Genomic DNA, 26,548 nt, shown 5'->3' with positions numbered 1-26,548 from the left:
CTAGACATTAGGTTTGTCAAACTTATTATCCCCGCCATCTCAATCAGGAAGCGGATCAATGCAGCATTCCCTCAGGGTTCTCGCCGCCGTCGCGGCGCTGGCCGGGCTCCCCTTGGCGGCCGTGGCGCAGGAGGCGCCCAAATACCCCTCGAAGACGCCGACCGTCATCGTGACCGCCTCCGCCGGCGCGAGTTCCGACACGCTGACGCGCACCGTCGCCCGCAAGCTCGGCGCGATCTGGGGCGTCGAGCCCATCGTCGAGAACATCGGCGGCGCGGGCGGCTCGCTGGGCCTGGAGAAGGCGAGCCGCGCCCCGGCGGACGGGCTGACCATCGTGGTCGCCGGCGACAAGGTGCCGCTCAGCGCCATCTTCTTCGGCGCCGAGCTCAGCTATGACCCGATCAAGGACTTTTCGGTCGTCACCGAAGCGGTCGCCAATCCGCAGATCCTGGTCGTCCGTCCCGAGCTGAACGTGAAGACGCTCGACGACTATCTCAAGCTCGCCCGGGAGAAGGACGGCAAGCTGGTGGTCGGCACGCCGGGCAATGGCGGCGCCGGTCACCTCGCCCATGAGGTGCTCGCCCAGGCCACCGGCACCAAATACACCTATGTGCCCTACAAGGGCGGCGCTCCGGCCACCACCGACCTGCTCGGCGGCCATGTCGACGCCGTGATGATCACGCTCGCCGCCGTGACCGAACATGTGCGCGCCGGCCGTCTCGTCGGCCTCGGTGTCACCACCGCCGAACGCTCGACCGCGCTGCCGAACGTGCCGACCATCCAGGAACAGGGCGTGAAGGGCTATGCGCTGGCGAGCTGGCAGGGCTTCTTCGTGCGCTCCAACACGCCGCGCGACCTCGTGGAGAAGATCAGCGCCGATTTCCGCACCGCGCTGACCGATCCCGAGGTGAAGTCCTTCCTCGAAGGGCAGGGCTATGTGGTCGTCGCCGGCACGCCGGAAGAGGGCGACAAGCTGGTGCGCGACGACTTCGCCAAATATGGCGAGGTCGTCAAGTCTGCGAACATCAAGGTCGAATGAGCCCCGGCTCCGGTGGGCCGCGCCGTGCGGCCCGCTCCCTCCCTTTCGCTTTCCAAGGAATTGGCATGAACACGCATGTTCCGCCGCCGGCCCGCATTGTGTCGGCCCGCGAGGTCGCCGCGCAGATCGACAGCGGCGGCGAAATCGCCTTCATCGATGTCCGCGAGGAAGGGCAGTACGGCCTCCTGCACCCGCTGCTGGTGGTGAACCTGCCCTATAGCCGGCTGGAGCTCGACATTGGCCGCCTGGTGCCGCGCAAGCGGGTGCCGGTGGTGCTGGTCGATGACGGCGATGGCGTCGGCGCGCGGGCGCAGCAGCGGCTGGACGCGCTCGGCTACAGCGATGTGCGGGTGCTGGACGGCGGCGCCGCGGCATGGCGCGAGACCGGGCGGCCGCTGTTCGAGGGCGAGAACGTGCCCAGCAAGGCGTTCGCCGAGGTGGTCGAGCACAGCTTCGGCACCCCCCATATCAGCGCCGCCGAGCTCAAGGCCCGCGTCGAGAGCGGCGACAGGCTGGTGGTGATCGACAACCGCACCGTCGAGGAATTCGAGCGCTTCCATGTGCCCGGCGCCGTCAACGCGCCCGGCGTCGATCTGGTCCACCGCATCTCCGACCTCATCCCGTCCGACGACACCTTCGTCGTGGTGTCCTGCGCCGGGCGCACGCGCGGCATCATGGGCGCGCAGAGCCTGATTTCCGCGGGCATTCCCAACCGGGTCGCCGCGCTGGAAGGCGGCACGCAGGGCTGGCGCCTCGCCGGCTTCGAGCTGGAGCGCGGGGCGCGCGCCAGCGGCGCCCCCTCCGACGCGGCGCGGCAGGCGGGGCAGGCGCGCGCGGCGCGCCTCGTCGCCGAGCATGGCCTGCCGATCCTCTCGCAGAGCGAGCTGGCGGCGTGGCAGGCCGATGAGAGCCGCACGACCTATGTGTTCGACGTGCGCGCGCCGTCCGAATATGCCGAGGGCCATGCCGAGGGCGCGCGCTCGGCGCCCGGTGGGCAGCTGCTCCAGAAGCTGGACACGCAGGTGGCGGTCCGCGGCGCGCGCCTCGTGCTGGCGGACGATGACGGTGTGCGCGCCACCATCACCGCCTATTGGCTGAAGCAGCTCGGCTGGGAGGTGGCGATCCTCGATCCCGCCGCGCCGCGCACGTCCCGGCAGGAGCCGGCCGCCGCGCCGGCAGTGCCGCAGGTGAACGCGGTTCCGGTGGATCAGGCGCTCGCCTGGCTCGGTTCGGGTGCGATCGTTTCCGTGACCTCCAGCGCGACCTATCGCGCGGCGCAACCGGCCGGCGCGGTCTGGTCGATCCGGCCGCGCCTGCCGGCGACGGCGGCGACGCTGGGAGCGCCCGCACGGCTCCTCGTGGTCGGCGAGGAGGATGGCGTTGCCGCGCTGGCGGCGGCCGAACTGGCAGAGATCACCGATGCCGAGGTCGCGGTGCTCGCGGGCGGTCTTGCTGCCTGGACGCAGGCCGGCCTGCCGGTCGCCGCCTCGCCGGACATCCCGGCCGATGCCGAGCGCATCGATTTCCTGTTCTGGAACGAGAACCGGCACAACGGCAACGCGGCGCATTCGCGGGCCTATCTCTACTGGGAGCTTCAGCTTCCCGGCCAGATCGAACAGGACGGCAGCGCGGGCTATCGCCTGACGCCGGCGCGCTAGGACCCTTCCTCTCCCGCCTTGCGCGCCGGATGCGCGCAAGGTCCTTTTCCGTGCGCGGCCGGTCCACACGCGTCGCGCGCTGTGCGCCGGGTGCGCACGACCCCTTCCAATCAGGCGTCACATGTGCCGGCGCCAGCCGCCGGGCGCAGCTTCCACAGGAACATCATGAGCTCTCCCGATCCGCGTCCGCTCGCCGGGCGCGTCGCCCTCGTCACCGGTGCGTCGCGGCGCATCGGCCGCGAATCCGCCCTGCTGCTGGCCCGCGAGGGCGCGCATGTCGTGGTCCATGCCAAATCCGCGCGCGACGAGATCGAGGCGGTGGCCGCGCAGATCCGCGCCGAGGGCGGACGCGCGACCGCTAAGCTCGCCGACATCACGGTGGAGGCCGAGGTCGAGGGGTTGGTGGGTGACATCCTCGCGCAGGAGGGCCGTCTCGACATCGTGGTCAATAATGCGGCGATACGCGGCGAAGTCCCGTTCGAGGAACTGAGCCTTGCCGCCTTCCGCTCGGTCTATGCCGTGTGCGTGGAGGGCGCTTTCCTCGTCACCCGCGCGGCGGTGCCGGCGATGGTGCGCAACGGCTTCGGGCGGATCATTACCATCGGCGGAATCAGCGCCCATTCGGGTGTGTCGCATCGCGTGCATGTGGCGACCGCCAAGGCGGCGCTGGTCGGCTTCACCAAGGCGCTCGCCGTCGAATTCGGGGCGCAGGGCGTCACCACGAACCTGGTGGTTCCGGGACGGATCGGGGGAACGCGTTCAGCGACGTCCGGCAAGGGCGGCGCCTTTCCGGGCGGTGGCCACATCCTGGTCGGCCATGAGGGCGCGCCGCGCAATGTCGCGGAGATCGTGCGCACGCTCGCCCTGCCCACCGGCGATTTCATCACCGGCCAGACCCTTCATGTGAACGGCGGCATGTATCTGCCCTGATCCGCTATGAAGCGGGAAGCGCTACGCGGTCTCAGCATTTTCAAGCGGCGCGGATTTCGGTTCGCCTCAGGACATGCGTAAAAGGCAAGGATCCAAAGCCTTTGCGGTGAACCGGTTCTCACCGGAAAGGCTTTAGTTCGTCGCGGCGCCGGCCTGCGCTTTCGCATAGGCCTTCTCAAGCTTCTCCAGCTCCGCGCAGCCTTTCGGGCAGAAGATTTTCAGCGTGACGATGTTCTCGCGCGCCTTTTCAAGGCGCCCGGTCTGCAGGAACAACTCGCCCTGATACTCGATCGCCTGAAGATGCTCGGGATTGTAGTAGAGCGCCTCGCGATACCATTTGTCGGCCTCTTCGTAGCGCCCGATATGGCGCAGGCTGAAGCCCAGCAGGTTGAACACATCGGCGTGGCGCACTGTTTTCGACAGCGTCTCCAGTTCGGCGGCCGCCTTCTCATACTCGCCGGAATAAATCAGCGCGCGGATCGGCGCGAGGTCGGGCAGCGCGTCGGAAGGCGGGGTGTCGACCGCACCCGCCGCCCCTGCGCCGAGCAGCAGCGCGGCGGCCAGCAGGGCGCGCAGGCGGCGGGCGGTCCGGGAGGCCATCATGCCGCCTCCACATGCACGGCATAGTCGCTCATCTGGCCGAGGATGCGGCGCTTGATGGCGGCGAAGCTCGCGCTGCCACGGTCGCGCGGCAGCGGCAGGTCGACCCGCACCTCGTCGACGATGCGGCCGGGATTGGCGTGCATGACCAGGATGCGGTCGCTCAAATAGATCGCCTCGTCCACGTCGTGGGTGACGAGAATCATGGTGGTCTTCTCGATGCGCCAGATGCGCAGCAGCTCCTCCTGCAGGCGCAGGCGCGTCAGCGCGTCGAGCGCGCCCAGCGGTTCGTCGAGCAGCAGCACTTCCGGGCGGTTGACCAGCCCGCGCGCGATGGCCGCGCGTTGGGCCATGCCGCCGGAGAGCTGGTAGGGATAGGCCTTCTCGAAGCCGCGCAGGCCGACGAGCTGGATATGCTCGCGGATGGTGCGCTGCTTCTCCTCGCGGCTCCAGCCGGAATTCTCCAGGCTGAGGCCGATATTCTGCTCCAGCGTCAGCCAGGGCAGCAGGCGGTGGTCCTGGAACACGATGCCGCGCTTGAGGCTCGTGCCTCGGATCGGCGCCCCATGCAGGCTGATGACGCCGGAATAGTCGCCGTCGAGCCCGACCACGAGGCGCAGGATGGTGGACTTGCCGCAGCCGCTCGGCCCCACGATGGAGACGAACTCGCCGGCGGCGACGTTCACGTTGATCCGTTCGAGAATCTTCAGTGGGCGGCCGTCGACATCGTAGAACTTCTCGACGTCGCGGATTTCGAGATGGCCGGGAGAGGTCATGTTGCGTCCGTTCTGACGGCCCGCCGCAGCGGCGGGCCGTCGCTTCGAGGATCAGGAAGTGGCGAGCGCTTCGTCGAGATAGGAGCCGTCCGCCCAGTCGCGGCTGTCGAAATCGCGCCGGACATAGCCGCGCTCGACCAGAAACGCCTTCTGCCGGTCGATTCCCGCCAGCTTGCGCTCGGAGAGCGTCGGCAGGAAATCGGTGTCGCGGATGGCGGCGCGCGTGTCGGCGACGCTCGGGTGATAGGTCACCCGATGCAGGATCGACGCGCCGGCCTCGGGATTGGCCGCCAGCCAGCGCGCCGCCCTTACCGAGGCGCGCAGGAACGCGACCACGATGTCGCGGTTGGCCCGGGCGAAATCAGTGTTGACGGTCAGCGCGTAGGGGCTGTTGGAGACCTGGAGGGTCCAGTCCGGGTAGCGCGAGAAATCCTCCACGATCTTGAAGCTGCCGGTGCGCACCAGGCCGAGGGCGCGGCCATGGCTGGCGAAGATGGCGTCCACCTCGCCGGCCTGAAGCGCGCGGGCCTCGGGCGTGAACACCAGATCGGCCCGGCGCCGCGCCCACAGCTCGGAGGGACGGGCCGCGGCGCCGAAGCCGCGATCCTCCTGCGCGATATCGACGATCGCGACATCCTCGCGCGTCAGGCCGGCGAGGCGCAGCGCGTTAAGGACGCCCTGCTCGGAGGTCGCCCGCCACCAGTCGACCTTGGCCGGGTTGTCGCTTTTCGAGAGGCCGAAGCGGCGGCCCTTGAGTGCCGCGACGCGCGGCGCCGGATCGTCGGCGCGCACCACGATAGTGCCGCCATGGCGCGCCTCGGTGAGGCCGATCAGCGTGGTGTCGACATTGTCAGCCTTGGCCCAGATCGAGGGAATGTTGCCGCCGTCGCGGAACAGGTGCTCGAAGCGGTGGCTGAAATGGGGGAGGTAGCCCTGTTCCACCGGCAGCCCGCGCAGATAGGACAGGCTGGCCCCGACCTTGCGCAACTCCTCCTCGATCCACCCGAATTCCTGCGCCACGTTCGAGGCGACGAAAGTGGGGCAGATCGTGTACCAGGCCTGGCGCGTGGCCGTTGTCGGGGCGGGCGTCGTGGCGGCGGGCGCGGGGCGATCCAGAATGTCAGCCATGTGGCGATCCCCCCTCAACCGGCGCGCAGCGAGGCGTGGGCCTCGTCGAGATAAGAGGGGTCGGCCCACGCATTCACGTCGAAATCATTGGCGATGTAGCGGTGGTCGTGCAGGAACGTCTTCTCGATAGCGAGGCCGGACAGGTTCTGCGCCGACAGGTTCGGCACCAGGTCGTAGCCGCGCAGCACCTTGGCGATCGCGTCGCGGTCGGCATAGATCGTGGTGCGGAAGAAGATGTCCGCCGCCGCCTCGGGATTGGCGTTGATCCAGCGCCCGGCGCGGATCGCGGCCCGCAGCCACGCCACCACGACGTCGCGATTCTGCTCCGCGAATTCGCGGCTGACCGCGAGCGTGCGCGGGGCATTGGCGATGCGCAGCGTCCAGTCCGGGTAGAGGTCGAGGTCGTCGATCACCTTGAAGCGGCCGGTCGCCTCCAGCTGGCTCGTCACCCCGATGGAATAGTCGTAGAGCGCATCGACCTTTCCGGCATCGAGCGCGCGCGATTCCAGCGTGCTGGTGTCGATCCGCGTGGCGCGGCGCTGCGCCCAGATGCCGGCCGGCGTCTCCGCGGCCGCCTCGGCGTGGGCGTCCGCGTCCTCGATATCGACCCACTCGACATCGCCGCGCTCCAGCCCGTGCAGGGCGAGGGCGGCGAGAATGCCGTGCTCGGTGGTGGCGCGCCGGTGATCGATCTTCTCGTTGCGCTGGCTCTTGTAGATCGCGATGCGCCGCCCCTTGAGGTCGGCCACGCGGTAAACGCCGGAATCCGCGCGCACCACGATCTTGCCGGCCGGCTGGGCCTGGGTGAGGCCGACCAGCACCGTCGGGCGGATGTCGGCGTTCGACCAGATGGCGGGGCTGTTGCCGCCGTCGCGGATCAGCCGGTGGGAGGCGTGGCTGTAATGCGCGGGCCAGTCGGTGTCGGAGGCCGCCGAGCGCAGATAGGTCGGGCGGGCGCCGACGCGGGCCAGCTCGTCATGGATCCAGCCGAGCTCCAGCGCGACATTGGAGGCCACCAGCACCGGGCAGATGGTGTAGAGCAGCTCGCGCAGCAGCGGCTGGGCCGAGGTCTCGATCGAGGGGGTGACGGCAATCGTCATGGCGGCGTTCCTTGTGAGAAAATGGGGGAGGCGTCAGCCCTCGAAGCCCTGCTTCCAGCGCAGCACGAACTTCTGGAGCAGCAGCATGAGGCGATCGATCGTGAAGCCGACGAGGCCGATGATGACCATGCAGACGATGAGCTGGTCGGTGAGCAGGAGGTTCTGCGCGCGGAAGATCAGGTAGCCGAGCCCTTCCTGCCCGCTCAGCCCTTCGGCGGTGACCACCAGCGCCCAGGCGACGCCGGCGGCGTAGCGCAGGCTCACCATGATGCTCGGCACGGCGCTCGGCAGGACCACCCGGCGCACCAGCTGCGCGCGGGTGAGGGTCAGCACGCTGGCGAGCTCGACATGGCTCTTCTCGACGTTGCGGATGCCCTGCAGCGTGTTGAGGAACACCGGGAAGAACACCGACTTGGCGATGACGAGGATCTGCGCCGGGGCACCGAGGCCGAGCCACAGCACGATGAGCGGCAGCCACGCGACGCCGGGAATGTGACGGATGCTGTCGAAGGTCGGGCCGAAGAACCGCTCGACATTATTGGAGAGTCCCGCCGCGATGCCGAGCACGACGGCGGCGACGGAGCCGTAGACGAAGGCCTGGGAGACGATGTTGATCGAGCGCAGGAAGTCGCTGTGAAGCTGCTGGCGCTGCACCATCGTCACGAAGGCTTCCGCCGTCGCCAGCGGCGAGGGCAGGAACACCGGCGGCACCCATTGTTGCTGGGCGGCGAGCGACCAGAGGAGCAGCAGGCCGATCGGCAGGACGATGCCGATATAGGGGATGCCCTGGCTGGGCCGCGCGCGCGTCTTCGCCGCCTGTTTCGGCTTGATGCCGAAGGAGGCGCGCGGGGCGCCGATGTTTATGTTGGTTGCGTCGGTCATGCCGGCTCGCCTTGTCATGCGGCCGCGGTCATCGCGGAGCGGCATCTGCCGCCCGCGATGCGCCGGGCGCGTTGCTGGGTCAGTAGATCGAGTACGCGCCGCCCTTGAAGAACTTGGCGTCGACGAACTGGGCGATCTGATCCTGGCTCAGCTTGCGGTCGACGAACACGTCGTCGCCATGAGCGATGTACCAGTCCTGGAACTCGCTGATGGCCTTGCGCACATTGTCGGCGGAGGTGTCGCCGGCGATGAACTCGTAGCCCGAGGGATCGACGATTTGGAACTTCGCGATCTCGACCGGCACGCGGGTGCCCTTGGCGATGATCTCCGACGCCTCGTCGACATTGGCCTGAATCCAGGTCGTGGCGCGGCGATAGGAGATGAGGAAGGCCTTCACCGCCTCGGGATAGGCCTCGGCGAAGTCGCGCATGGCGAAGAACGAGACACGGCCGGCGCCGTTCTCATAATTGCCCTTCTCGACCGTGCGGCCCACGATCTTCACCTTGCCCGACAGATAGAGCGCGGCGCCGGAATTGTTGCCGATATGGGTGGCGAGACCGTCCACGGCACCGCTCAGCAGCGCGGCGTTGCGCGCACCGTTGTTCTCGACGCCCTGGTAGCGGATCTTGCCCTGGCGCAGGCGGGTGTCGAGCGGCAGCCCGGCGGCGTCGAACGCCTCGAACACCGAGGTGTAGGAGCAGCCGATGCGGTTCGAGCCGTAGGTCTTGCCCTCCATGTCAGCGATGGAGTTGATCTCGCTGTTGTCCGCGCGGGCCAGCAACGGCGTGCGGTACTTGTTCGACGGCTCGGAGACCCACACCACCACGGCGTCCAGCCCGTTGGCGCGGTGCGCCGTGGCGGGATAGAGCATGCGCTGGGCGATGGCGATGGAGCCGCGATTAAGGCCCGCCGATTCCGCGCCCGACAGCTCGGCGGCGCCGGTGGCGATCAGATTGACCTCATTGACGCCGATCTTGCCGAACTCTTCGGCGAAAATGCCCTTCTCTTTGGCGACCACGGTCCAGGGATTGTGCTGGAGGTTGATGAAGGTCAGCGGCTCCTTCGCCGCCGCCGCTCCTGTCATCGTCGCCGCGACGGCCGCCGCGGCAAGGGCACGAGCGGCAAGGCCTCTAAAGTCAAAACCGCTCGCCGAACCAGACCAGTTCTTCACGTCGCTCTCCATCGAATGCAACAGGGTTGATCGCATTGAGAGTAGTGGGGAGATTTACGAACGGGAACGTCATGTCCTCTTCGGAGTGCGCGGATATCGGATATTTATTCTCTATTTCATGTCCGGTTTGGACTCATTGTTCCTGAGGTGTGCGCTAATGTCTTCGACAGCTTCCCGCGGCCCTAGAGCGGCAGCACGGTGCGGGAGGAGACGGTTTCCATCGAGAAACGGGACGTGACGTTCTTGGGCGCGACCGTATCGATGAGCCGATTATAGAAGGCGTCGAACGCTTCCATGTCGGGCACCACGACCCGCAGCAGATAGTCGACGTCGCCGGCCATGCGATAGGACTCCATCACTTCCGGCATGGATTGAACCAGACGACGGAAATTCGCCGCCCATTCGCGGTTGTGGTTCTGTGCCTCGACGGCGACGAAGGCGGTGAGCCCGAGCCCGACCTTGCGCGAATCCACCAGCGCGACGCGTCCCTTGATCACGCCCTCGGCCTCCATGCGGCGGATGCGGTTCCAGCAGGGCGTCTGCGACAGGTTCACCAGCCGTGCGATTTCCGCGACCGGCTTGGATGCATCGGCCTGGAGGATGCGCAGAATCTTGAGATCGATCTTGTCCATGCAATGGCTCCGCCCCCGATGACCCTTCGGCAGCGCGGCCGGCGCCGCCGAAGGGCGGGATATCACTTGAACGGGAAGCCGAGCCGCTCAAGCTGGCGGCGCAGCAGATGGCGGCCCTTGAGCGAGGCAACCGAATGCAGGCGCTCGATCGCCAGAGCGGTCCAGCCCTTGGGGTCGAGATTCTGCTCGCGGCGGAAGGCGAGGCTGTGCCGGTCGGCCCGTGCCAGCGCTTCCTCCTCGCCCGCGATGGAGTAGGCGTCGCGGTGTACCAGCGCCGCCTGCGGGATACGCGGCTTCACGTCGGTGGCGACCGCCGGATCGGGCCAGCCGATGGCGAGGCCGACCACGGCGAAGGAGCGCGGCGGCAGGCGCAGCACCTCGGCGGTCTCTTCGGCATTGTTGCGCAGCGCGCCGATATAGACCGTGCCGAGCCCGAGCGATTCCGCCGCGACCAGCGCGTTCTGCGCGGCGAAGGCGGCATCGATGGAGGCGATGAGGAAGCTCTCGGTATAATCCAGCCCTTCCGAGGTCACGCCGGCCCGATCGGCGAGGCGCTGCACGCGCGACAGGTCGGCGACGAAGACCAGGAACAGCCCGGCCTGCACGATGTGCTTCTGGCCGCCGGCGATGCGGGCGAGGCGGGCGCGCTGCTGGGCGTCCTCGACCACGACGACGCTCCAGGCCTGCACGTTCGAGGAGCTGGGCGCCGACTGGGCGGCGGCGACCAGTACGTCGAGCGTGCCTTCCGGAAGGGGCTTATCCGAGAAGGCGCGCACCGAACGGTGGTTGAGCTGGCTGGCCAGCGTCCCGTTCCACGGCGTGCTGGCGGCGGCGACCGGCTCGCGGTAGCGCCGCGTCAGTGCGGCCTGCGCGTCGACCGCACGGCCGTGGAAATGTTCGTTCGGGGTGATTTCGTTCATTGTGTCGTCTCCATGAGGCGGGCCGTTTCACGCGGCGCCGGCGTGGCGCTCGGATGCGCGCGGCCGGCGAACTGCTGTCGGGCAAAACGCTGCGCCTGATCGAACTGCTCGCGGATCGATGAGGCTTCCCAAAGCGCACCGCGCAACGGGTGGCCGATGGCGAAAAGGTGCCGCGAGGGGGTGCCGTCGGCTCCGACGACGCCGAGGCTCGACGGATCGGCGGCGATTCCGAGCCTCAGGGGATGCGCCGTCACCAGGCCGCGCGCCAGAAGCCGGCGCACCAGCGGATCGTCGAGGCGGGTCCAGTCGAACTCGTAGGCGAGCGCGCTCAGCACCCGGTCGGCCTCGACCGTCCGCAGCTCGCGCGCGCCACGCGGGCGGATGAGCGCCCTGAGGCGCGAATCCCCGAGGCTCCGGTCGTCGGCCTCGATGCGGCTGAGAGTGCCGGCGAGGACGGTCAGTCGCCCCTGCGCCCTGACGCGTTCCAGCCAGCGATAGGAGGAGGGCGCGGCCCGGTGCTGCGCCAGATTCCAGAACGGCACCAGCCGCTTCAGCAGCCGCGCGCGCTCGCCGTCGTCGAGCCCGGCCCAGATCGCGGCGGTGCGCGCGCGGAACAGCGGTGGCAGGCTTTGCCAGTCCGCGCTGGCCTCACGCACTGCGCGGCGCTCGCGCCGGACCCAGGCGAGCACCTCGCCTGCCGTCGCCGGCAGCCGGTCGTCGCCGGAAATGCCCGGCCAGGCCGGCACGTCCCGGCGCGGTTCCACCAGCAGGCCGCGGCGCGACACCACGGTGTAGTGCCCGCGAAACCCGGCACGTTCCGCGCTGATCAGCGCGTCCAGCATGGTGAGGCCGGTGCCGAGGATCAGCACATGCGCGGCTCGGGACAGATCGCCGAAGGCAGCGGGGGCGAACACGTCGCGCACATAGCCGGGATGCGCGTCGAGCCCGGCACCGAGAGCAGTCTCCCGCCGGTGCAGCCCCGTAGCCAGCACGATGCGGTCGGCGGCCCGGCGCGCGGTCCCCTCAAGCTCCTGTGCGACATAGGCGCCGTAGAGGGCGCGCGGGGGCGAGGAGGCCGCGATCGCGACGCCCGCGGGCGGTGTCCATTCCCCCGCCGCGACCCTGTCCTCCAGCCAGCGCAGGAAGCGTTCCGGCCGTTCCCGATCGAGCGCGAAGCTGCCGGCGAGGCCGTTCACGACATGCTCGGGCTCGGTCGTGGCGTAGGCGATGCCGCGACCCAGTGCGGCCGCCGGCTCGACGATGGTGAGCTCCAGCGGCTCGGTTGCCTCGGCGATGAGATGCAGGGCCGTGACCGCCCCGGCGAAGCCGCCGCCGATGATGACGACGCGCCGGGCGGCGGGGATGTCGGTGCGCGCGGACATCAGGCGCTCGCGCGGACGCCGTCGGCGAAGCGGCTCTCGGGTCGCGGCAGGCCGTAATGGTCGCGCAGCGTCGTGCCGCTGTACTCGCTGCGAAACAGCCCGCGCTGGCGCAGGATCGGAACCACATGCTCGGCGAAGGCGTCGAGCCCGCCGGTGAGCCAGGGCGGCATGATGTTGAAGCCGTCCGCCGCGCCGTTCTCGAACCACAGCTGGATTTCGTCGGCGATGCGCTCCGGCGGGCCGGCGATCACGAAATGGCCGCGCGCCCCGGCCAGCCGGTTGATGAGCTGGCGGATGGTCGGCCGCTCGCGGTCGATCACGCCGAGCACGAGCTGGAACCGGCTTGCCGTCGCGGTGGGGCTGTTCAGATCCAGCAGGTGGCGCGGGAACGGCGCGTTCAGGTCGTAGCCGGAGAGGTCGACGCCGGTCATCCGCCTGAGCTGGTGCAGCGAGAATTCCGGCTGCACCAGATCGTTGAACTCTTCCTCCAACGCATCGGCCTCGGCCTGGGTCGAGCCGATGAACGGGCTGAGGCCCGGCAGCACCTTGATGTGCTCGGGCCGGCGGCCGAGCGCGCCGGCGCGCTGCTTGATGTCGGCATAGAAGGCCTGGGCGCTGGGCAGCGTCTGGTGGGCGGTGAAAATGGCCTCGGCGTAGAGCGCGGCGAAGGAGCGGCCCTCCTCGGACGAGCCGGCCTGCACATAGACCGGCCGGCCCTGCGGGGTGCGTGGCGTGTTCAGCGCGCCCTTCACCTTGAAATGGCGGCCGACATGCTCGATGGCGTGGATCCTGGTGTCGTCGGCATAGATGCCGCTGGCCTGATCGGCGCGCACCGCGTCGTCCTCCCAGCTGTCCCACAGCTTGGTGACCACCTCGACGAATTCGCGGCTGCGGTCGTAGCGCTCGGCGTGAACCGGGTGTTCGGCGAGGTTGAAGTTCTGCGCGGCCTGCGCCACCGAGGTGGTGACGATGTTCCAGCCCGCGCGGCCCTGGCTGATATGGTCGAGGGAGGCGAACAGCCGGGCGAGGTTGTAGGGCTCGTAATAGCTGGTGGAGGCGGTGGCGATCAGTCCGATATGCGAGGTCGCCGCCGCGATGGCCGACAGCCAGGTGATGGGCTCCACCCGGAAGCGCGATGCGTAGCGGATATTGTCCGCCAGCACCGGCCCGTCGGCGAAGAACAGGGCGTCGAAGCGGGCAGTTTCGGCCTTCCGCGCCAGCTCCTGATAATAACTGATGTCGAGGAGACGCGAGGCGTCCGTGCCCTTGTAGCGCCAGGCCGCCTCGTGATGGCCGCCGGGATAGACGAAGACGTTCAGGGAAAGCTGTCGCGGCTGGCTCATGATCGTACGCCCTGTGTGCGCGGCAGGCATCGCCGCCGGGAGAACGACAGGTCAACACCGGCATCGGTTATTGTCAATATAATCTATATAAATAGTATTCTAAAGCGTCCCAAGAAAGGCGACCAATGCCGCCTTCTCCGTGGCGTCCAAAGCGAGCGGGCGCAGCAGCGGGTCGGTTCGGACGGCGGCCCGGTGCAGCGGGGCCAGCGCCTCGGCTGCGCTGCGCGTGGGCGGCTCGCCGCCGCCGCGGTCGTAGAAATTCACCACTCCAGCGAGCGTGGGGAACAGGCCGCCATGCATGTAGGGGGCGGTGCGTGCGACATGGCGCAGGCTGGGGGTGCGGAAGCGGCCGACATCCTCGACGCGGCCGGTCACCCGGTAGCGCCCGAAGTCCTCGCGCGGCTCGCCGGCGGCCGAGAGGCCGAGATTGTGGAAACCCTCATCGGTCAGCAGTGGACCGAAATGGCAGTTCGCACAGCCGGCGCGGGTGCGGAACAGGTGCAGGCCCTGGATTTCCCGGTCGTCCAGCGCGGAGCGGTCGCCGCGCATGAAGCGGTCGAAGCGGGTTTCCTGTTCCAGCCCGGACTGGAAGGCGGCGAGCGCCTCGGCGATCCGTTCGGGCTCGACCGGCGCCCCGCCGAATGCCGCAGCGAACGGGGCTTCAAGGTCCGGCATCGCCCGGAGCCGCGCCGCCACCCCGGCGAGATCGGCATTGCCCATCTCGTGCCGGGCCAGAAGCGGGCGTAGCGACTGTTCGCGCAGCGAGGTGCGCGCGCCATCCCAGCCGAGGCTGCGTCGATAGGCGCTGGAGAAGAGCGAGGGGACGTTGCGGCCGGAGAGCGGCGCGCCGGCGGGAAGCGGGCGGCCATCCGCCCAGGCCGCGGCGGGCTGGTGGCAGGAGGCACAGCTCACGTCGCCGGTGGCGGAGAGGCGCGGCTCGTGGAACAGCCGCTCGCCGAGCCGGGCCAGCGCTTCCGGCGCGGGCGGCTGGCGTTCCAGCGCGCCGAGCTCGACGAAGCCGATGCCGGGCGCGATCACGGGCGAGGGCCATTCGGCGGCGGGGCGGGCGTAGAGCGCGCGCACGGAGGTGCCCGCCTCCGCGTCGCCGGTGGTCACGCCCGTCATCGGCAGGGCAAGGGAGACGAGGGCGAGGCATGTGAGGGCGAGGCATGTGAGCGCAAGGCATGCGAGGGCGGCGGGAGTGCCGACGCCTCGCGGCCGCGCGGATGGTCGAAGCGCCCTCGTGCTCAAGGCGCGGCCAGCAGGCGGCGGAACCGCGCCAGTTGCTCGGCATGCGGCGCGCGATAGTCGATCCGGTCGAAATAGCGGCCCTCGCGGTCGACGAGGAACACCAGCGCGGTGTGCTCCATGGTGTAGCCGCTCTCGCCGGGCACCCGGCGATAGGTCGCCTTGAAGGCCGCGGCCGCCTTGGCGGTTTCCTCCGGCGTCCCGCGCAGGGCAACGATGCGCGGATCGAACGAGCTGATATAGGTGGCGAGCTGCTCGGGCGTGTCGCGCTCGGGGTCGACGGTTACGAAGAACACACGCAGCCGGTCGGCCTCGGGGCCGAGCTCGCCGAGCACCTGCGACAGCTCGAACAGCGCGGTCGGGCAGATTTCCGGGCAGTTGGTGAAACCGAAGAATAACGCATAGGGCGCCCCCCTCAGGTCGCGGTCACTGAGGCGCCGTCCGTCATGGGTGGTGAGCACGAATTGTTCCGGCGCCTCCTGCGCCGTGGCGCGACGCGGCAGCAGCGTCGCGAGGGCAAGGGTCGCCAGCGCCGCGCGCCGGCTTAGTGGCAATCCGGCGCATCCTGGTCGAGATAGACTTCCAGCGCCACGTTCCGCGCCCATTCCGACAGGCGCTGCCGCCAGAATCCCGGCTCCGGTGGCGGCGACAATGCCGCGCGCAGCGTCTGGGTCTGTGCCCCGCCGGCTTTCGGCAGCGCGACCACCAGCCGCGTCATGTCGCGCGGGGGCAGTGTGGCGGTAAACTTCTTCCATTCAGGATCTCCAGAAAGGCCGCGCAAGGTCGCTTCATCGTGCAGCGCGGCGTCGCATTCCCCGGTCCGCACCCGCATCAGCGAGTGCGCGGGCACGGGCTGCACCGACAGCCGGGCACCGAGGCGGTGGGCGAGGAGGCGGGCGTCGCCATTGGCGGCGGCGGCGCAGACAGTGCGCCCGCGCAGGTCCTCCCAGCGCCTGATGTCGGTGTCGGTGCGCATCAGGACCGTGAGGGCGGAGGCATAGCCGCTCGGAACCAGTTCGAGCGCGGCGGGCGACTCCTGTCCCTCGCCGAGCCGCAGCACCAGCGCGTCGACCCGGCCCGAGGTGACGGCCTCCGCCGTGCCCTCCGGCCTGACCTCGACCAGCACGACCTTGCGCCCGAGGCGGCGGCCGATCTCGTTGGCGAGGTCGAGATCGACGCCCTCCGGCGTATAGAGCCTTGCCGCCGGCACGTCCGCCGCCGCCGGCACATGGGCGACGCCGATGCGCAGCGGCGCGGGCTCCGCAAGCGCGGGGCAGGCGCCGAGCCAGGCCGCGCACAGCGCCCCCAGCGCGGCCGCCCGAAGGGAAGCCGCCCGACGCGCGACCGGGACACGAGAACGGTGGGCGCGCACGCGGCGACATCTCCTTGAGGAAGTTCCGATCCCGGATCGTGCCCCGGCGGGCGTGGAAATATTCACCGGATCGGGCCCGCGATGGAGACGATCCGCCTGAAGCGCGCCGGCAGAATCGGGAAAGAATTCCCGCGCGGCCTTCTACGCTCGGTGTCCACGCCACTATTCCAGCGACCGGGACAGGCCCGGAGGGGGACCCCATGACGCTCCATACCGCCAATGCATCCTTCACCCCCGCTGCGGGACAGCCGCCGGTGGCGACGCTGACGCCGGCGGAGCTTCACGCCGCGGTGCGGGCGCCGGGCGAGATCGCCGTGGTCGACGTGCGTGAGGGCGGCGGCTTCGAGACCGGCCATGTCTCGGTCGCGGTGCCGCTGCCGCTGAGCGAGATCGAGCTTCATGTCGAGCGGCTGCTGCCGCGCCGGTCGATCCGCCTCGTGGTGAGCGATGAGGACGGCGGCGATTTTGCCCGGCGCGCCGCGCATCGCCTTGCCGCGCTCGGCTATAACGACGTGTCGGTGCTGGAGGGCGGCGTCGCCGGCTGGGCGGCCGCCGGTTTCGAGCTGATCACCGGCCAATATTCCTTGAGCAAGGCGCTCGGCGAGTTCGTCGAGCGGCGCTATCACACCCCGCGCATTGGCGTGGACGAGCTTGCCCGGCGTATCCGTGAGGGCGGCGATCTCGCGATCCTCGACACCCGTCCGCTGGACGAGTTCTACCATATCAGCATTCCGGGCGGTGTGGCCGCGCCGGGCGCCGAGCTGCTCTACCGCATCTTCGACGCCGTGCCGTCGCCGCAGACGCCGATCGTCGTTAACTGTGCCGGACGCACCCGCGCTATCCTCGGCGCGCAGGCCCTGCGCAATGCCGGCCTGCCCAATCCCATCGTCTCGCTGGAGAACGGCACATCGGCCTGGCTGATCGCCGGGCTGGAGCCGGGGCGCGGCGCCACCGGACACGCCGGCCCGCCGAGCGCGACGGGGCTGGAGCGGGCGCGGCAAGCGGCCGGCCGCATCGCCGAGCGCTTCGGCGTGCGAAGGATCGAGGGCGCGGAACTCGCCCGGCTGCGCGAGGCGGCGGGGAGCCGCTCGCTGTACCTGCTTGACGTGCGCACGCCCGAGGAATTCGCGAGCGGGCACCTGCCGGGTACGATTTCCGCGCCGGGCGGCCAGGTGGTGCAAACCACGGACAGCTTCATCGGCACGCGGGACGGCATCGTGGTGCTGGTCGACGGCGAGGACGCGGTGCGCGCCACCATCACCGCCTCCTGGCTGATCCAGCTCGGGCTGGAGGATGTGCTGGTTTATGCCGCGCCGGCGGCCGAACGGATCGCGACCGGCCCGACCGCGCCGGCGCTAGCCGGTGGCGTGCCCGACATCGCAGCGAGCCCGCCCGAGGCGGCCCAGCGTCTCCTCAAGGAGGAGGGCGCGACGCTCATCGACCTCGAACCTGCGCTGCCCTATTTCCGCGAGCGCCGCTACGTGCCCGGCTCTTTTGTCGCCCGCCGCTCGACGTTGCCGCAGGCGCTGGGCGCGGTGCCGGGCAGCGGGCCGGTGATCCTCACCTCAGCGGACGGGCGCCTTGCCGCTCTTGCCGCGGCCGATCTCCGCGCCCCGGCGGGCCGGCCGGTCCATGTGCTGGAGGGCGGCACGCAGGGCTGGATCGACGCCGGGCTCGCGACCGCCAGCGGCCTCGACCAGCCGGCGCTGGTGGCCGGAGAGGCGCTGCCGCCCGCCCCGACGCTGGAGGAGCGCCGCGTCAATTTCGATGCCTATGTGAGGTGGGGCGACCACATCACTGACCAGCTCGAACGCGACGGTCTGGTGCGCTTCCGCGCGTTCGACTGAAGCGGGGGGCTGTGGCGCGTCCTGTAATGGGTCCTTGCTGGCGCGAGGTCTCCGCTGCGAGGCCGGCCTTGACCGCGTACCGGCGCCATGTCGCCGGCTCAGACGAGGCCGGGGCTGCGGACGATAGCGCCCCGCATGACGGGCGGGCAGGGCGCGCTGTGGCTTCCGATCAGGTGGCTCCAGCGGCGGCTTGAGCGACAACATCGTGCGCCGGTCGCCGGTGATGCGATGGCCGGCGCCTTCGATGCGGGTGCGCTTTTGATGCCGGGCGGCAGAAGCTCGCCCGGCTCCTTGCGCGCGAGTTGCCCGGCGGGGGGCGCACGCCGAGGCTTCAGTCCTGCAAGGCCCAGTCCGCCACCTGCCAGCGCATCTCCCCGCGATCATTGACGATGCGGCCGAGGCCGGGAAACGGCATATGGGTCGCGGCGATGAGCGCGCCTTCCGACGCGGCACGGGGGAGGAAGCGGTCGCGCATCGCCTTGGCCGCCGCGCGGTCCTGCTCGAACAGGAAGAACACGTCGGTCGCTCCGGGATGCACGACCGGAAAGATCATGTCGGAGACCATGATGAGGCTCTGGCCGCCATCCTCGATCCGCACGCCGATATGGCCCGGGGTGTGGCCGGTGAGGTCGACGATGGAGATGCCGCGCGCGATCTCCCGCTCGCCGTCGATCGCCTGCAGCTTCGGATAGAGCCGCACGACCTCGTCCGCCATGCGGAAGCTGGTCTGCAGATAGTCGGGCGCCCCGTTGCGCTTGGCCGGGTCGGTCCAGTGGGTGACATCGCGCCGGTCGATATAGAGTTCGGCGTTCGGATAGTTGTTCTTCCCGCCCGCGATCAGCCCGCCCATGTGGTCCTGATGCATATGCGTGACGATCACCGCGTCGATCTGGTCGCGCTTCACGCCGAGCGCGTCCAGCGCTTCCGGCAGCGCGCCGGTCTTGCCGATCGAGCCGGCCGGACCGGCATCGATGAGCAGGCGGTGCTCGCCATCCTCGATCAGATACTGGTTGAACAGGAACCGCACGCCGCTCGGCCGGGCGGTGAACTGCGCGCGCGCCGCCTGCTCGACCTCGGCCGCGCTGCGTCCGGGAAAATAGGTGTAGGGCATGTCGGCATAGCCGTCGGTCAGGGCGGTGACCGTGAAGCGGCCGATGCGGATCTGTGCAGAAGGCGTCACGCTGACCGGCGTCGTCGCGCCACCGACTTGCGGAGCCGCAGCTGAGGCCGGCGCGGAGGAGCCGGCGATCAGGCCGCCCCCGAAAAGGCTGCCGCCGAAAAGTCCGCTCCCAACGAGGCCGAGGGGAAGGGCGCTGGCGAAGGCACGGCGGGACAGTTGAGGCATGGCACCCTCCCTTCGGTCGATGGACAGACGGAGCGCTGCAACGCCGCCGACATCAGGGAGGCTAGTCCATCCGAAAATAAGTAGATATCATGGTATTTTGATAGATAGCCTCTCAGATTTCGGAAGGGTGTCATGGACCGTCTCGACGCGATGTCGGTGCTGCTCGCGGTGGTCGAGGCCGGCAGCCTGTCGGCCGGGGCCCGGCGGCTGCGCGCCCCGCTGGCCACGGTCAGCCGCAAGGTCAGCGATCTCGAAAAGCATCTCGGCGTGCCCCTCGTGCTGCGCACCAGCCGTGGCCTCGCCCTCACCGAGGAAGGGCGCGCCTTTGCCGCCGCGTCGCGCCGCATATTGGAGGATCTGGAGGCAGCGGAACGGCAGGCCGCCGGGGATTACGGCGCGCTGCGCGGCGGGCTGCACGTCACGGCGCCGATCGCCTTCGGCGAGCGCCATCTGCTGCCGATCGCGCTCGATTTCCTCAAGGAGCACCCGGAGATCAATCTGCGCCTGACGCTTGCCGACCGGCAGGTCAGCCTCGCCGACGAGCATGTCGACGTGGCGCTGCGGATCGGTCATCTCGCGGACAGCGCGCTCATCGCGACCCGCATCGGTGCGGTGCGCCGGGTGATCTGCGCCAGCCCGGCCTATCTCGCCCGTCGGGGCGTGCCGCACCAGCCGGACGATCTCGCCCGACATGACGGCATCAGCTTCCAGGGATTCGCGACGGCGCCGGAATGGCGCTACCGGGGCGACAGCGCCGCCTTCGCCGTGGAGCCGCGCCCGACATTCGCGGTCAACACCACGAACGCCGCCATTCAGGCGGCGCTCGCCGGGATCGGCATCATCCGCGTGCTTTCCTACCAGGTCGCGGACCAATTGCAGGCGGGCGACTTGCGGGAACTGCTCGCGGAGCACGCGCCGGCGCCGCTGCCGGTGAACCTGCTCCATGCGCCGGCCGATCCTCCGGCCCGAAAAGTGCGGAGCTTCCTCGACTGGACCATCCCCCGCCTGCGCGAGCGCCTGGCGCATTAGGGTGTGGCGTTCGGTCGTCATTGAGGGGCGTCCGGCGGAATGCTCCAGTTTTTCGGGCGGCGTGTATCAGTCTAAACTTATTATAAACAAGGATATACATTGGAATTGATCGAATTAATTTAATAGGTCTTCCTGGAATATTGTGTTGACCTTGAGCCTGTTCCTGTTCCAGCCATGCGCGAACCGGGGCGATCTCAAGGAATGACGACCATGAAGCCACGCGCGAACAGACTGCTCATTGCCTGTGCGGCCCTGCTGCTGCTGTCCGGTGCCGCGCCGGCCCAGCCCCGCACGGTCACCGACAAGGCCGGTGTGCAGCATGTCGTCGGCGATACAAGCCGGGTGGTCACGGTGGGCGGCGCGGCGACCGAGATCGTCTACGCGCTGGGACTTGGCGACCGCGTGGTGGCCGTGGATGTGAGCAGCACCTACCCGCCCGAGGCGCTCGCGACCAAGCCGAATGTCGGCTACATCCGCGCCCTGTCGCCGGAGGGCGTGCTGGCGGTCGACCCGACGCTGATCATCGCCATGGACAATGCCGGGCCGCCCGACGCGGTGAAGGTGCTCAGGAGCGCGTCGATCCCCTTCGTCACGGTGCCCGGCGCCCACGATCCCGAGGGCATCATCGCGGCCATCCGGTTCATCGCCGACATCATGGGCGTGCCGGAGAAGGGCGAGGAACTCGCGAACGCCGTCGCGGCCGATTTCACGGCGCTGGAAGCCGTGCGGGACAAGATCGCCGCGCCGCGCAAGGCGACCTTCGTGCTGTCGACCTCGGGCGCGGCGCCGGTGGTCGGCGGCGCCGGCACCACGGCCGACGACATGTTCCGCCTCGCCGGCGTGACCAACGCGATGGCCGCGGTGCAGGGCTACAAGCCGGCGGTGGACGAGGCGATGCTCGCCGCCGAGCCCGACGCTCTGGTGCTGATGCAGGACCGCAATCATGGCGTGACCGACGAGGCGCTTGCCGCCATGCCCGCCTTCGCCGGCACCCCGGCGGCGGTGAACAAGCGTTTCCTGCGCCTCGACGGCGGCTATCTGCTCGGCTTCGGGCCGCGCACCCCGCAGGCGGCACGCGACCTTGCCGCCGCCGTCTATCCCGAACTCAACCTGCCCCTGCTGCCCTCCCATAGCTGGACGGCCGGCTCGGCCGCCAAGCCGGAATAGCCGCGTGGGACAGACGACGCTTGCCGTGCCGGCGGCGCCCCGACGGGTGAGCGCCGGCATCATCGGCCTGGCGGCCTGCGCCGGGCTGGTGCTCGCCGCGGTGTTCGCCTCGCTCGCCATCGGTCCGGTGGTCATTCCCGTCGATCATGTTGCGCGCATTCTTGCCGGAACCGTGACAGGGCAGGTGGCGACCGGCGTCTCGCTGCGCGAGAGCGTGATCGTGCTCGACATAAGGCTGCCGCGCACCGTGCTCGGCCTCATGGTCGGCGGGGCGATCGCCATGGCGGGCGCGGTGATGCAGGGCATTTTCCGCAATCCGCTGGCCGACCCGGCATTGATCGGCATCTCCGCCGGGGCCGGCCTTGCCGCGGTGATCTGGATCGTACTCGGCGCCGGGCTGGCCGCCGGGCTGGCCGCCGCGCTGCCGGCCGCCGTCGCCGCTCTCGGCCTGCCGGTGATGGCGTTCGTCGGCGCGCTGGCGGCCGCCATGGCGCTCCATCTCATCGCGACGCAGGACGGCCGTACCTCGGTCGCGACCCTGCTGTTCGCGGGCATCGCGATCGGTGCGCTGGCCTCGGCCGGAACCGGCGTGATGGTGTTCCTCGCCTCCGACCAGCAATTGCGCGACTTCACCTTCTGGACCTTCGGCAGCCTCGGAGGCGCCACCTGGACCAAGGTGTGGGCGATGCTGCCTTTCCTCGCGCTGATGGGCGCGATCTGCGGCCCGCTCGGCCGGGCGCTGGACGCGCTGGCGCTCGGGGAGGCGGCGGCGTTTCATGTCGGGATCGATGTCGAGACCACGAAGCGCCTCGCCATCGCCGGCGTGGCGGCGGGGGCCGGCGCGGCGGTGGCGGTGGCCGGCGTCATCGGCTTCATCGGGCTGGTGGTGCCGCATCTGGTGCGGATGACGCTCGGGCCGGGCCACCGCGTGCTGATCCCGGCCTCGGCGCTGCTCGGCGGGGCGCTGCTGCTCGGCGCGGATGTGGTGGCGCGCACGGTGGTGAGCCCGGCGGAACTGCCGCTCGGCGTGGTGACGGCCGCGATCGGCGCGCCGTTCTTCATCGGCCTGCTGGTGCGCCGCCGCGCCGCCCTGTTCGGATGACCGGGATGTATAGCGCACGCGAGATCACCTTCCGCGCCGGCGGGCGCACCCTGCTCGACAGTGCCGGTGTCACGCTCACTCCCGGCCGGGTCACGGTGCTGATCGGCCCGAATGGCGCGGGCAAGTCGACCCTGCTCAAGGTGCTGGCCGGGGAACTGAAGCCGGCGGCCGGCCGGGTGGTCATTGAGGGGCAGGCGCTCGACACACTGAAGCCGGCACGGCTCGCGCGGCTGCGCGCGGTGCTCGCCCAGAGCATCCATGTCGCCTTTCCGTTCACCGTGGGTCAGGTGATCGCCATCGGCGCCGCCGACATGCGGGGCGGGGAGGAGAGGATCGAGCGCGCGCTGGCAAAGGTCGACCTGCCGGGCTATGGCCGGCGACCCTATGACCGGCTCTCCGGCGGCGAGATGCAGCGCGTGCAGTTCGCGCGGGCGCTGATGCAGCTGGAGGGAGCCGAGCGGCCGGGCTATCTGCTGCTCGACGAGCCGACCTCCAATCTCGATCTGGCGCACCAGCTTCTCGTGGTACGGCTGATGCGCGAGGTCGCTGCCTCGGGTGTGGGGGCGCTGGCGGTGCTGCACGACCTCAATCTCGCGGCCATGTCGGCGGACGACATCGTCGCCCTGAAAGCCGGCAAGGTCGTCGGTACCGGTACGCCGCATGAGGTGATGACGGCGGATGGCATCGGCCGGCTCTACGATGTGCGGGTGCGCCAAGGCTTAGTGCCGGACGGGCCGTTTCTGCTTCCGCAGGCGGTGGAAGCCTGAGGGCATGAAAAAGGCGCCGGAAGAAACTCCCGGCGCCTTTTCGAGCTCGGCACCGGTCAAGGACAGGGGCCGATGGTCTCCGTCGATCAGTTCAGCTCTTGCCGGACCAGAACCAGCACATGGGCAAAAGCGTCGGCGGCCGCCGCCTGAGCGGCCGCGTCCTGCTCCGGCGACAGTTCCACCGCGTCCAGCGCGGCGGTGAATTTGCGCCAGTGCAGGCCGCGCCCCTCGGCATGGCCCGCGAGATGGCGCGCGCCGAAATCGTTGGAAAGGCCGATCTTCACCGCTTCCTTCGCGAGGAAGGCGGCGCCCATGTTGGAGCCCTCGACCACATAGAGCCACCCCAGCGCCTGCTCGCGCGGCAGGGCAGGGCCGAACGCGGCATCGGACGGGGGCGTCAGGCCGAGATCGGCGAAGTCCTGCTCCAGAGCCTCAAGGCGCGAGCGCTCCGCGAGATCCGGCAACACCGGCTGCAGCGCGGGGTCGGCATAGAGCGGCTCGACCCGGCGGTGCAGGCGATACTGGAAGCGCAGGAAGCGCTCATAGGCTTCGCGGCTGGCGAACGGCCGGGCCGCCATCACGGCGTGATCCACCTCGTCATGGACCGCCGCCGAGGCGGCTTTCAGCCGCTTGGCGAGGCTCGGCTGTTCGACATTGGTCGCGACGTTCATGCGTAAGCTCCTCGTGCACCCGCTTACTTGGTGATCAGCGGCGCCGCCGCCACCTGCGCACCGCCTCCGAAGCGCACGGTAAGCCCCGCCTTGACCGTCAGTCCGGCGCTCGGCAGGAAGTTCTGGTACTGGGTATATTGTTCGTCGAGCAGGTTTTCCACCGAAACACGCCACAGCGTGCTCTCGTTGGGCTGGTAGCCGGCATAGAGGCTGACGAGGTTGAAGCTGTCGGTCGGCTCGTAGACCCCGCCGGCTTCTTCGGCCGAGACCGAGGCGACGGCGGTCCAGCGCGCGGCGACCGTCAGCTTGTTGTCGAGGAACCGGAAACCGAGGGTGGTGCTCACCTGATCGGGCATCACCGAGGACAGCGGATCGCCGGCGTCCGGCCCGGCCGTGACCTCGCCTTCCGTGGTCTGGCCCGACACGTTCAGGAACCAGCGGCCGGCATCGTACTGGCCTTCGAACTCGAAGCCGCGCAGGCGGGCTTCCTCGACGTTCTGATACTGGGCGTAGGAATAGGGGTTGAAGGCGACGCAACGCGGCCCGACGCGCATGATGCAGGCCGGCGCGCCGAAGGTCTGCAGCTCGATATAGTTCTCCACGTCGTTCTGGTAGTAGTTCGCCTTGATGCGCAGGCGGTCATTGGCGACGAACAGGCCATCCTTCTGGATGTTCACGCCGACTTCCTTGTTCTCGCCGATTTCCGGCTTGAGGTTCGGATTCGGCAGGAAGGTGAACGGCGCCAGCCCGCCCGCGAAGAACGCGGGATGCGCGTCGGCGACCAGGGTCTCGGTCACGGACGGCGCGCGGTAGCCTTCCGCGAAGGTGCCGTAGACGGTCAGCCAGTCGACCGGCGTGATGCCGACCGTGATCTTGGGCGAGAGGTGGTCGCCGCTCGACGACACGCCGCCGCCATTTAGCGAATAGGCATCGTAGCGCAGCGCGCCGATGACTTCGAGCCAGGTCGAGTAATTGGCCTTCCACTGCACGAAGGCACCGCCGGCGCCGCGATTGCCGGAAGGGTTGTAGCCCTCGCCGAAGCCATAGGCGTCGGTGTTGTTCACCTCGTCGTAGAAATAGTCGCCACCATAGGTGACGGCGTTTTCGACCGCGCCCCAGTCGAAGCGCGACGTGTTGTTGGCGTCGAAGCCCGTGGTGTCGATGGTGAAGTTGCGGGTCGCGCCGAGCGGGCCGGTGACGGTGCTGGTGTTGCTGCCGGCCACCTTGGTCTGGTCCTGATCGACCTGGTTCCAGTACACCTCGCTGCGCCAGTCGAACAGGCTGTCGTCCGGGTTCGAGTAGTTCCACTGGGCCGTCACCATGCGGTTGGCGACGGTGGTGCCATACTGGGTCGTGGACGGGGTCGGGGTTTCGCTGCTGGTGGTGTAGCGGCTCTCATAGTTGAGGGCGGACAGCTTCACCTCGTGGAAATCGGCGGGGCGGACGGTGAGCTTGGCGAGGCCGGTCCAGGTCTCGTAGCCGGTGCCGTCGACCGTGTCGCCATTGCCGTCCTTATAGTCGTCCTGGTTGCGGTAGGTGCCGCCGAGGAAGACATCGACATTCTCGCCGACCTTGGAGCCCGCGAGCAGCGAGCCGTAGCCCATGGGGCCGTTGGTGGCGCCCTCGGCATCGGCCTCGACGCCCCAGATGTTGTCGCCGATCAGGATGTCATTGAGATCCTTGGTCCGCAGCCCGACCACGCCGCCGATGGCGCCGGAGCCATAGATGTTCGAGACCGGGCCGCGCACCACGTCGACATCCGCGATCAGGCCGGGTTCGAGGAAGAACGAGCCGGCGGCATTGGCGTGGCCGAGCTGGGTGAAGTTCTGGCGCGCACCGTCGACGAACACCGCGACGCGGCCGAAATCCTGAAGGCCGCGAATATTGATGGAGGTCTGGGCGGAGTTGCCGTTCTGGATGGCGGTGACGCCCGGCATGCCGCGGAACAGGTCCTCGGCGCGGGTCGGCATCATCCGCTCAAGATCGGCTGGGCGCACCACGCTGACCGGGGCCAGCGTGTCGATCCAGCTTTCCGTGGTGCCACGGCTCGCGATCACCGTAACCGGGTCCAGCTCGACGAATTCGCCGGTCTCGACGACGGCGGCGGTGGAGGCCTGCTGCGCGATGGCGGGCGCCGCGGTCATCAGCGCCAGCAGGGACACGCCCCAGCCAAGAACGCGTGTGGTGGGACGTCGAGAAAAAGTCGCCATCGGAAAATCCCCAAACTCGGTTGCGTCGCGCGGCGCCGTCACGGCTCGCTCTCATGCAGGCACAAGGGGATTAGGTTGATGGAAAGTATGAGTCAATTATCGCGGGAGTCTAATTCGGATTGCTCCGGAACAAGTGAGTCATGTGTGGTAAATCTGTCAGTATAGACTTACATTTTAATCATTAAAAAGAGAGAACTTGTTTATACAGGTTTTAAAACTCTGAAAAATC

At 69.1% G+C, this 26,548-nt stretch carries 24 protein-coding genes; 8 read left to right on the top strand and 16 right to left on the bottom strand.

Annotated features, from left to right (window positions below):
- Nucleotides 1-58 precede the first annotated feature (58 nt).
- The 3 genes from VRZ77_RS14935 (at nt 59) to VRZ77_RS14925 (ending at nt 3,627) form a co-directional block, all read left to right on the top strand.
- A complete protein-coding gene (locus VRZ77_RS14935) occupies nt 59-1,039 on the top strand; it encodes a Bug family tripartite tricarboxylate transporter substrate binding protein (RefSeq protein ID WP_414593434.1) in 981 nt (326 codons plus the stop codon).
- A gap of 65 nt (nt 1,040-1,104) precedes the next feature.
- A complete protein-coding gene (locus VRZ77_RS14930; RefSeq protein WP_414593433.1) occupies nt 1,105-2,697 on the top strand; it encodes a rhodanese-like domain-containing protein in 1,593 nt (530 codons plus the stop codon).
- 165 nt (nt 2,698-2,862) lie between these two features.
- A complete protein-coding gene (locus VRZ77_RS14925; protein WP_414593432.1) occupies nt 2,863-3,627 on the top strand; it encodes an SDR family NAD(P)-dependent oxidoreductase in 765 nt (254 codons plus the stop codon).
- Between the two features lie 132 nt (nt 3,628-3,759).
- On the opposite strand, the gene VRZ77_RS14920 is transcribed toward VRZ77_RS14925, so the two are convergent.
- From VRZ77_RS14920 to VRZ77_RS14860, 13 genes are all read right to left on the bottom strand, one after another.
- A complete protein-coding gene (locus VRZ77_RS14920; RefSeq protein ID WP_414593431.1) occupies nt 3,760-4,230 on the bottom strand; it encodes a tetratricopeptide repeat protein in 471 nt (156 codons plus the stop codon).
- Complete coding sequence (locus VRZ77_RS14915) at nt 4,227-5,003, bottom strand: ABC transporter ATP-binding protein (protein WP_414593430.1); 777 nt, start codon at nt 5,001-5,003, stop codon at nt 4,227-4,229. The genes VRZ77_RS14920 and VRZ77_RS14915 overlap by 4 nt, the downstream gene beginning before the upstream one ends.
- A gap of 51 nt (nt 5,004-5,054) precedes the next feature.
- Nucleotides 5,055-6,131, bottom strand: a complete 1,077-nt coding sequence (locus VRZ77_RS14910) for an ABC transporter substrate-binding protein (protein WP_414593429.1) — start codon at nt 6,129-6,131, stop codon at nt 5,055-5,057.
- Between the two features lie 14 nt (nt 6,132-6,145).
- The gene (locus tag VRZ77_RS14905; protein WP_414593428.1) at nt 6,146-7,231 is read right to left on the bottom strand and encodes an ABC transporter substrate-binding protein; all 1,086 of its coding nucleotides are present in this window, start codon (nt 7,229-7,231) and stop codon (nt 6,146-6,148) included.
- A 33-nt stretch (nt 7,232-7,264) separates the two neighbouring features.
- Nucleotides 7,265-8,113, bottom strand: coding sequence for an ABC transporter permease (locus VRZ77_RS14900; protein WP_414593427.1), 849 nt, complete (start codon nt 8,111-8,113; stop codon nt 7,265-7,267).
- A gap of 79 nt (nt 8,114-8,192) precedes the next feature.
- Nucleotides 8,193-9,284 carry an ABC transporter substrate-binding protein gene (locus tag VRZ77_RS14895; protein WP_414593426.1) on the bottom strand — a complete coding sequence of 364 codons (1,092 nt, stop codon included), beginning with the start codon at nt 9,282-9,284 and terminating at the stop codon, nt 8,193-8,195.
- Nucleotides 9,285-9,466: 182 nt separating this feature from the next.
- Nucleotides 9,467-9,916 carry an Lrp/AsnC family transcriptional regulator gene (locus VRZ77_RS14890; RefSeq protein ID WP_414593425.1) on the bottom strand — a complete coding sequence of 150 codons (450 nt, stop codon included), beginning with the start codon at nt 9,914-9,916 and terminating at the stop codon, nt 9,467-9,469.
- Between the two features lie 62 nt (nt 9,917-9,978).
- The gene (locus VRZ77_RS14885; RefSeq protein WP_414593424.1) at nt 9,979-10,836 is read right to left on the bottom strand and encodes an NADPH-dependent oxidoreductase; all 858 of its coding nucleotides are present in this window, start codon (nt 10,834-10,836) and stop codon (nt 9,979-9,981) included.
- Nucleotides 10,833-12,218 (bottom strand): FAD/NAD(P)-binding protein, encoded by a 1,386-nt coding sequence (locus VRZ77_RS14880; RefSeq protein WP_414593423.1) that lies wholly within the window; start codon nt 12,216-12,218, stop codon nt 10,833-10,835. Before VRZ77_RS14880 ends, VRZ77_RS14885 begins: the two co-directional genes overlap by 4 nt.
- Nucleotides 12,218-13,561, bottom strand: coding sequence for an LLM class flavin-dependent oxidoreductase (locus VRZ77_RS14875; protein WP_414593422.1), 1,344 nt, complete (start codon nt 13,559-13,561; stop codon nt 12,218-12,220). The genes VRZ77_RS14880 and VRZ77_RS14875 overlap by 1 nt, the downstream gene beginning before the upstream one ends.
- Nucleotides 13,562-13,660: 99 nt before the next feature.
- Entirely contained in the window at nt 13,661-14,686 is a 1,026-nt protein-coding gene (locus tag VRZ77_RS14870) for a cytochrome-c peroxidase (RefSeq protein WP_414593421.1), read from the bottom strand.
- A gap of 122 nt (nt 14,687-14,808) precedes the next feature.
- A complete protein-coding gene (locus VRZ77_RS14865; protein ID WP_414593420.1) occupies nt 14,809-15,363 on the bottom strand; it encodes an SCO family protein in 555 nt (184 codons plus the stop codon).
- Nucleotides 15,354-16,181 (bottom strand): transporter substrate-binding domain-containing protein, encoded by an 828-nt coding sequence (locus VRZ77_RS14860; RefSeq protein ID WP_414593419.1) that lies wholly within the window; start codon nt 16,179-16,181, stop codon nt 15,354-15,356. Before VRZ77_RS14860 ends, VRZ77_RS14865 begins: the two co-directional genes overlap by 10 nt.
- A 200-nt stretch (nt 16,182-16,381) precedes the next feature.
- Here VRZ77_RS14860 and VRZ77_RS14855 point away from each other — a divergent pair, with 200 nt between their 5' ends.
- On the top strand, nt 16,382-18,028 hold the full coding sequence (locus tag VRZ77_RS14855) for a rhodanese-like domain-containing protein (RefSeq protein ID WP_414593418.1): 1,647 nt from the start codon (nt 16,382-16,384) through the stop codon (nt 18,026-18,028).
- A 331-nt stretch (nt 18,029-18,359) separates the two neighbouring features.
- Here the strand turns inward: VRZ77_RS14855 and VRZ77_RS14850 are convergent, their stop codons facing one another.
- Entirely contained in the window at nt 18,360-19,373 is a 1,014-nt protein-coding gene (locus VRZ77_RS14850) for an MBL fold metallo-hydrolase (RefSeq protein WP_414593417.1), read from the bottom strand.
- A gap of 132 nt (nt 19,374-19,505) precedes the next feature.
- Between VRZ77_RS14850 and VRZ77_RS14845 the strand changes: the two genes are divergently transcribed.
- The 4 genes from VRZ77_RS14845 to VRZ77_RS14830 all read left to right on the top strand — a co-directional run bounded on the left by VRZ77_RS14845 (nt 19,506) and on the right by VRZ77_RS14830 (nt 23,438).
- A complete protein-coding gene (locus VRZ77_RS14845; RefSeq protein WP_414593416.1) occupies nt 19,506-20,402 on the top strand; it encodes a LysR family transcriptional regulator in 897 nt (298 codons plus the stop codon).
- A gap of 210 nt (nt 20,403-20,612) precedes the next feature.
- Nucleotides 20,613-21,569 carry a heme/hemin ABC transporter substrate-binding protein gene (locus tag VRZ77_RS14840; protein WP_414593415.1) on the top strand — a complete coding sequence of 319 codons (957 nt, stop codon included), beginning with the start codon at nt 20,613-20,615 and terminating at the stop codon, nt 21,567-21,569.
- Nucleotides 21,570-21,573: 4 nt separating this feature from the next.
- Nucleotides 21,574-22,671, top strand: coding sequence for a FecCD family ABC transporter permease (locus VRZ77_RS14835; protein WP_414593414.1), 1,098 nt, complete (start codon nt 21,574-21,576; stop codon nt 22,669-22,671).
- A gap of 5 nt (nt 22,672-22,676) precedes the next feature.
- A complete protein-coding gene (locus tag VRZ77_RS14830; protein WP_414593413.1) occupies nt 22,677-23,438 on the top strand; it encodes a heme ABC transporter ATP-binding protein in 762 nt (253 codons plus the stop codon).
- Between the two features lie 86 nt (nt 23,439-23,524).
- Here VRZ77_RS14830 and VRZ77_RS14825 read toward each other — a convergent pair whose 3' ends face one another.
- Together VRZ77_RS14825 and VRZ77_RS14820 are read right to left on the bottom strand one after the other, a co-directional pair.
- A complete protein-coding gene (locus VRZ77_RS14825; protein WP_414593412.1) occupies nt 23,525-24,109 on the bottom strand; it encodes a biliverdin-producing heme oxygenase in 585 nt (194 codons plus the stop codon).
- Nucleotides 24,110-24,132: 23 nt separating this feature from the next.
- Complete coding sequence (locus VRZ77_RS14820) at nt 24,133-26,319, bottom strand: TonB-dependent hemoglobin/transferrin/lactoferrin family receptor (protein ID WP_414593411.1); 2,187 nt, start codon at nt 26,317-26,319, stop codon at nt 24,133-24,135.
- Nucleotides 26,320-26,548: the final 229 nt, after the last annotated feature.

The sequence above is a fragment of the Ancylobacter sp. G4_0304 genome (assembly GCF_047501495.1).
Lineage (GTDB): Bacteria > Pseudomonadota > Alphaproteobacteria > Rhizobiales > Xanthobacteraceae > Ancylobacter.
This window is presented reverse-complemented; position numbering and strand designations above follow the sequence as displayed.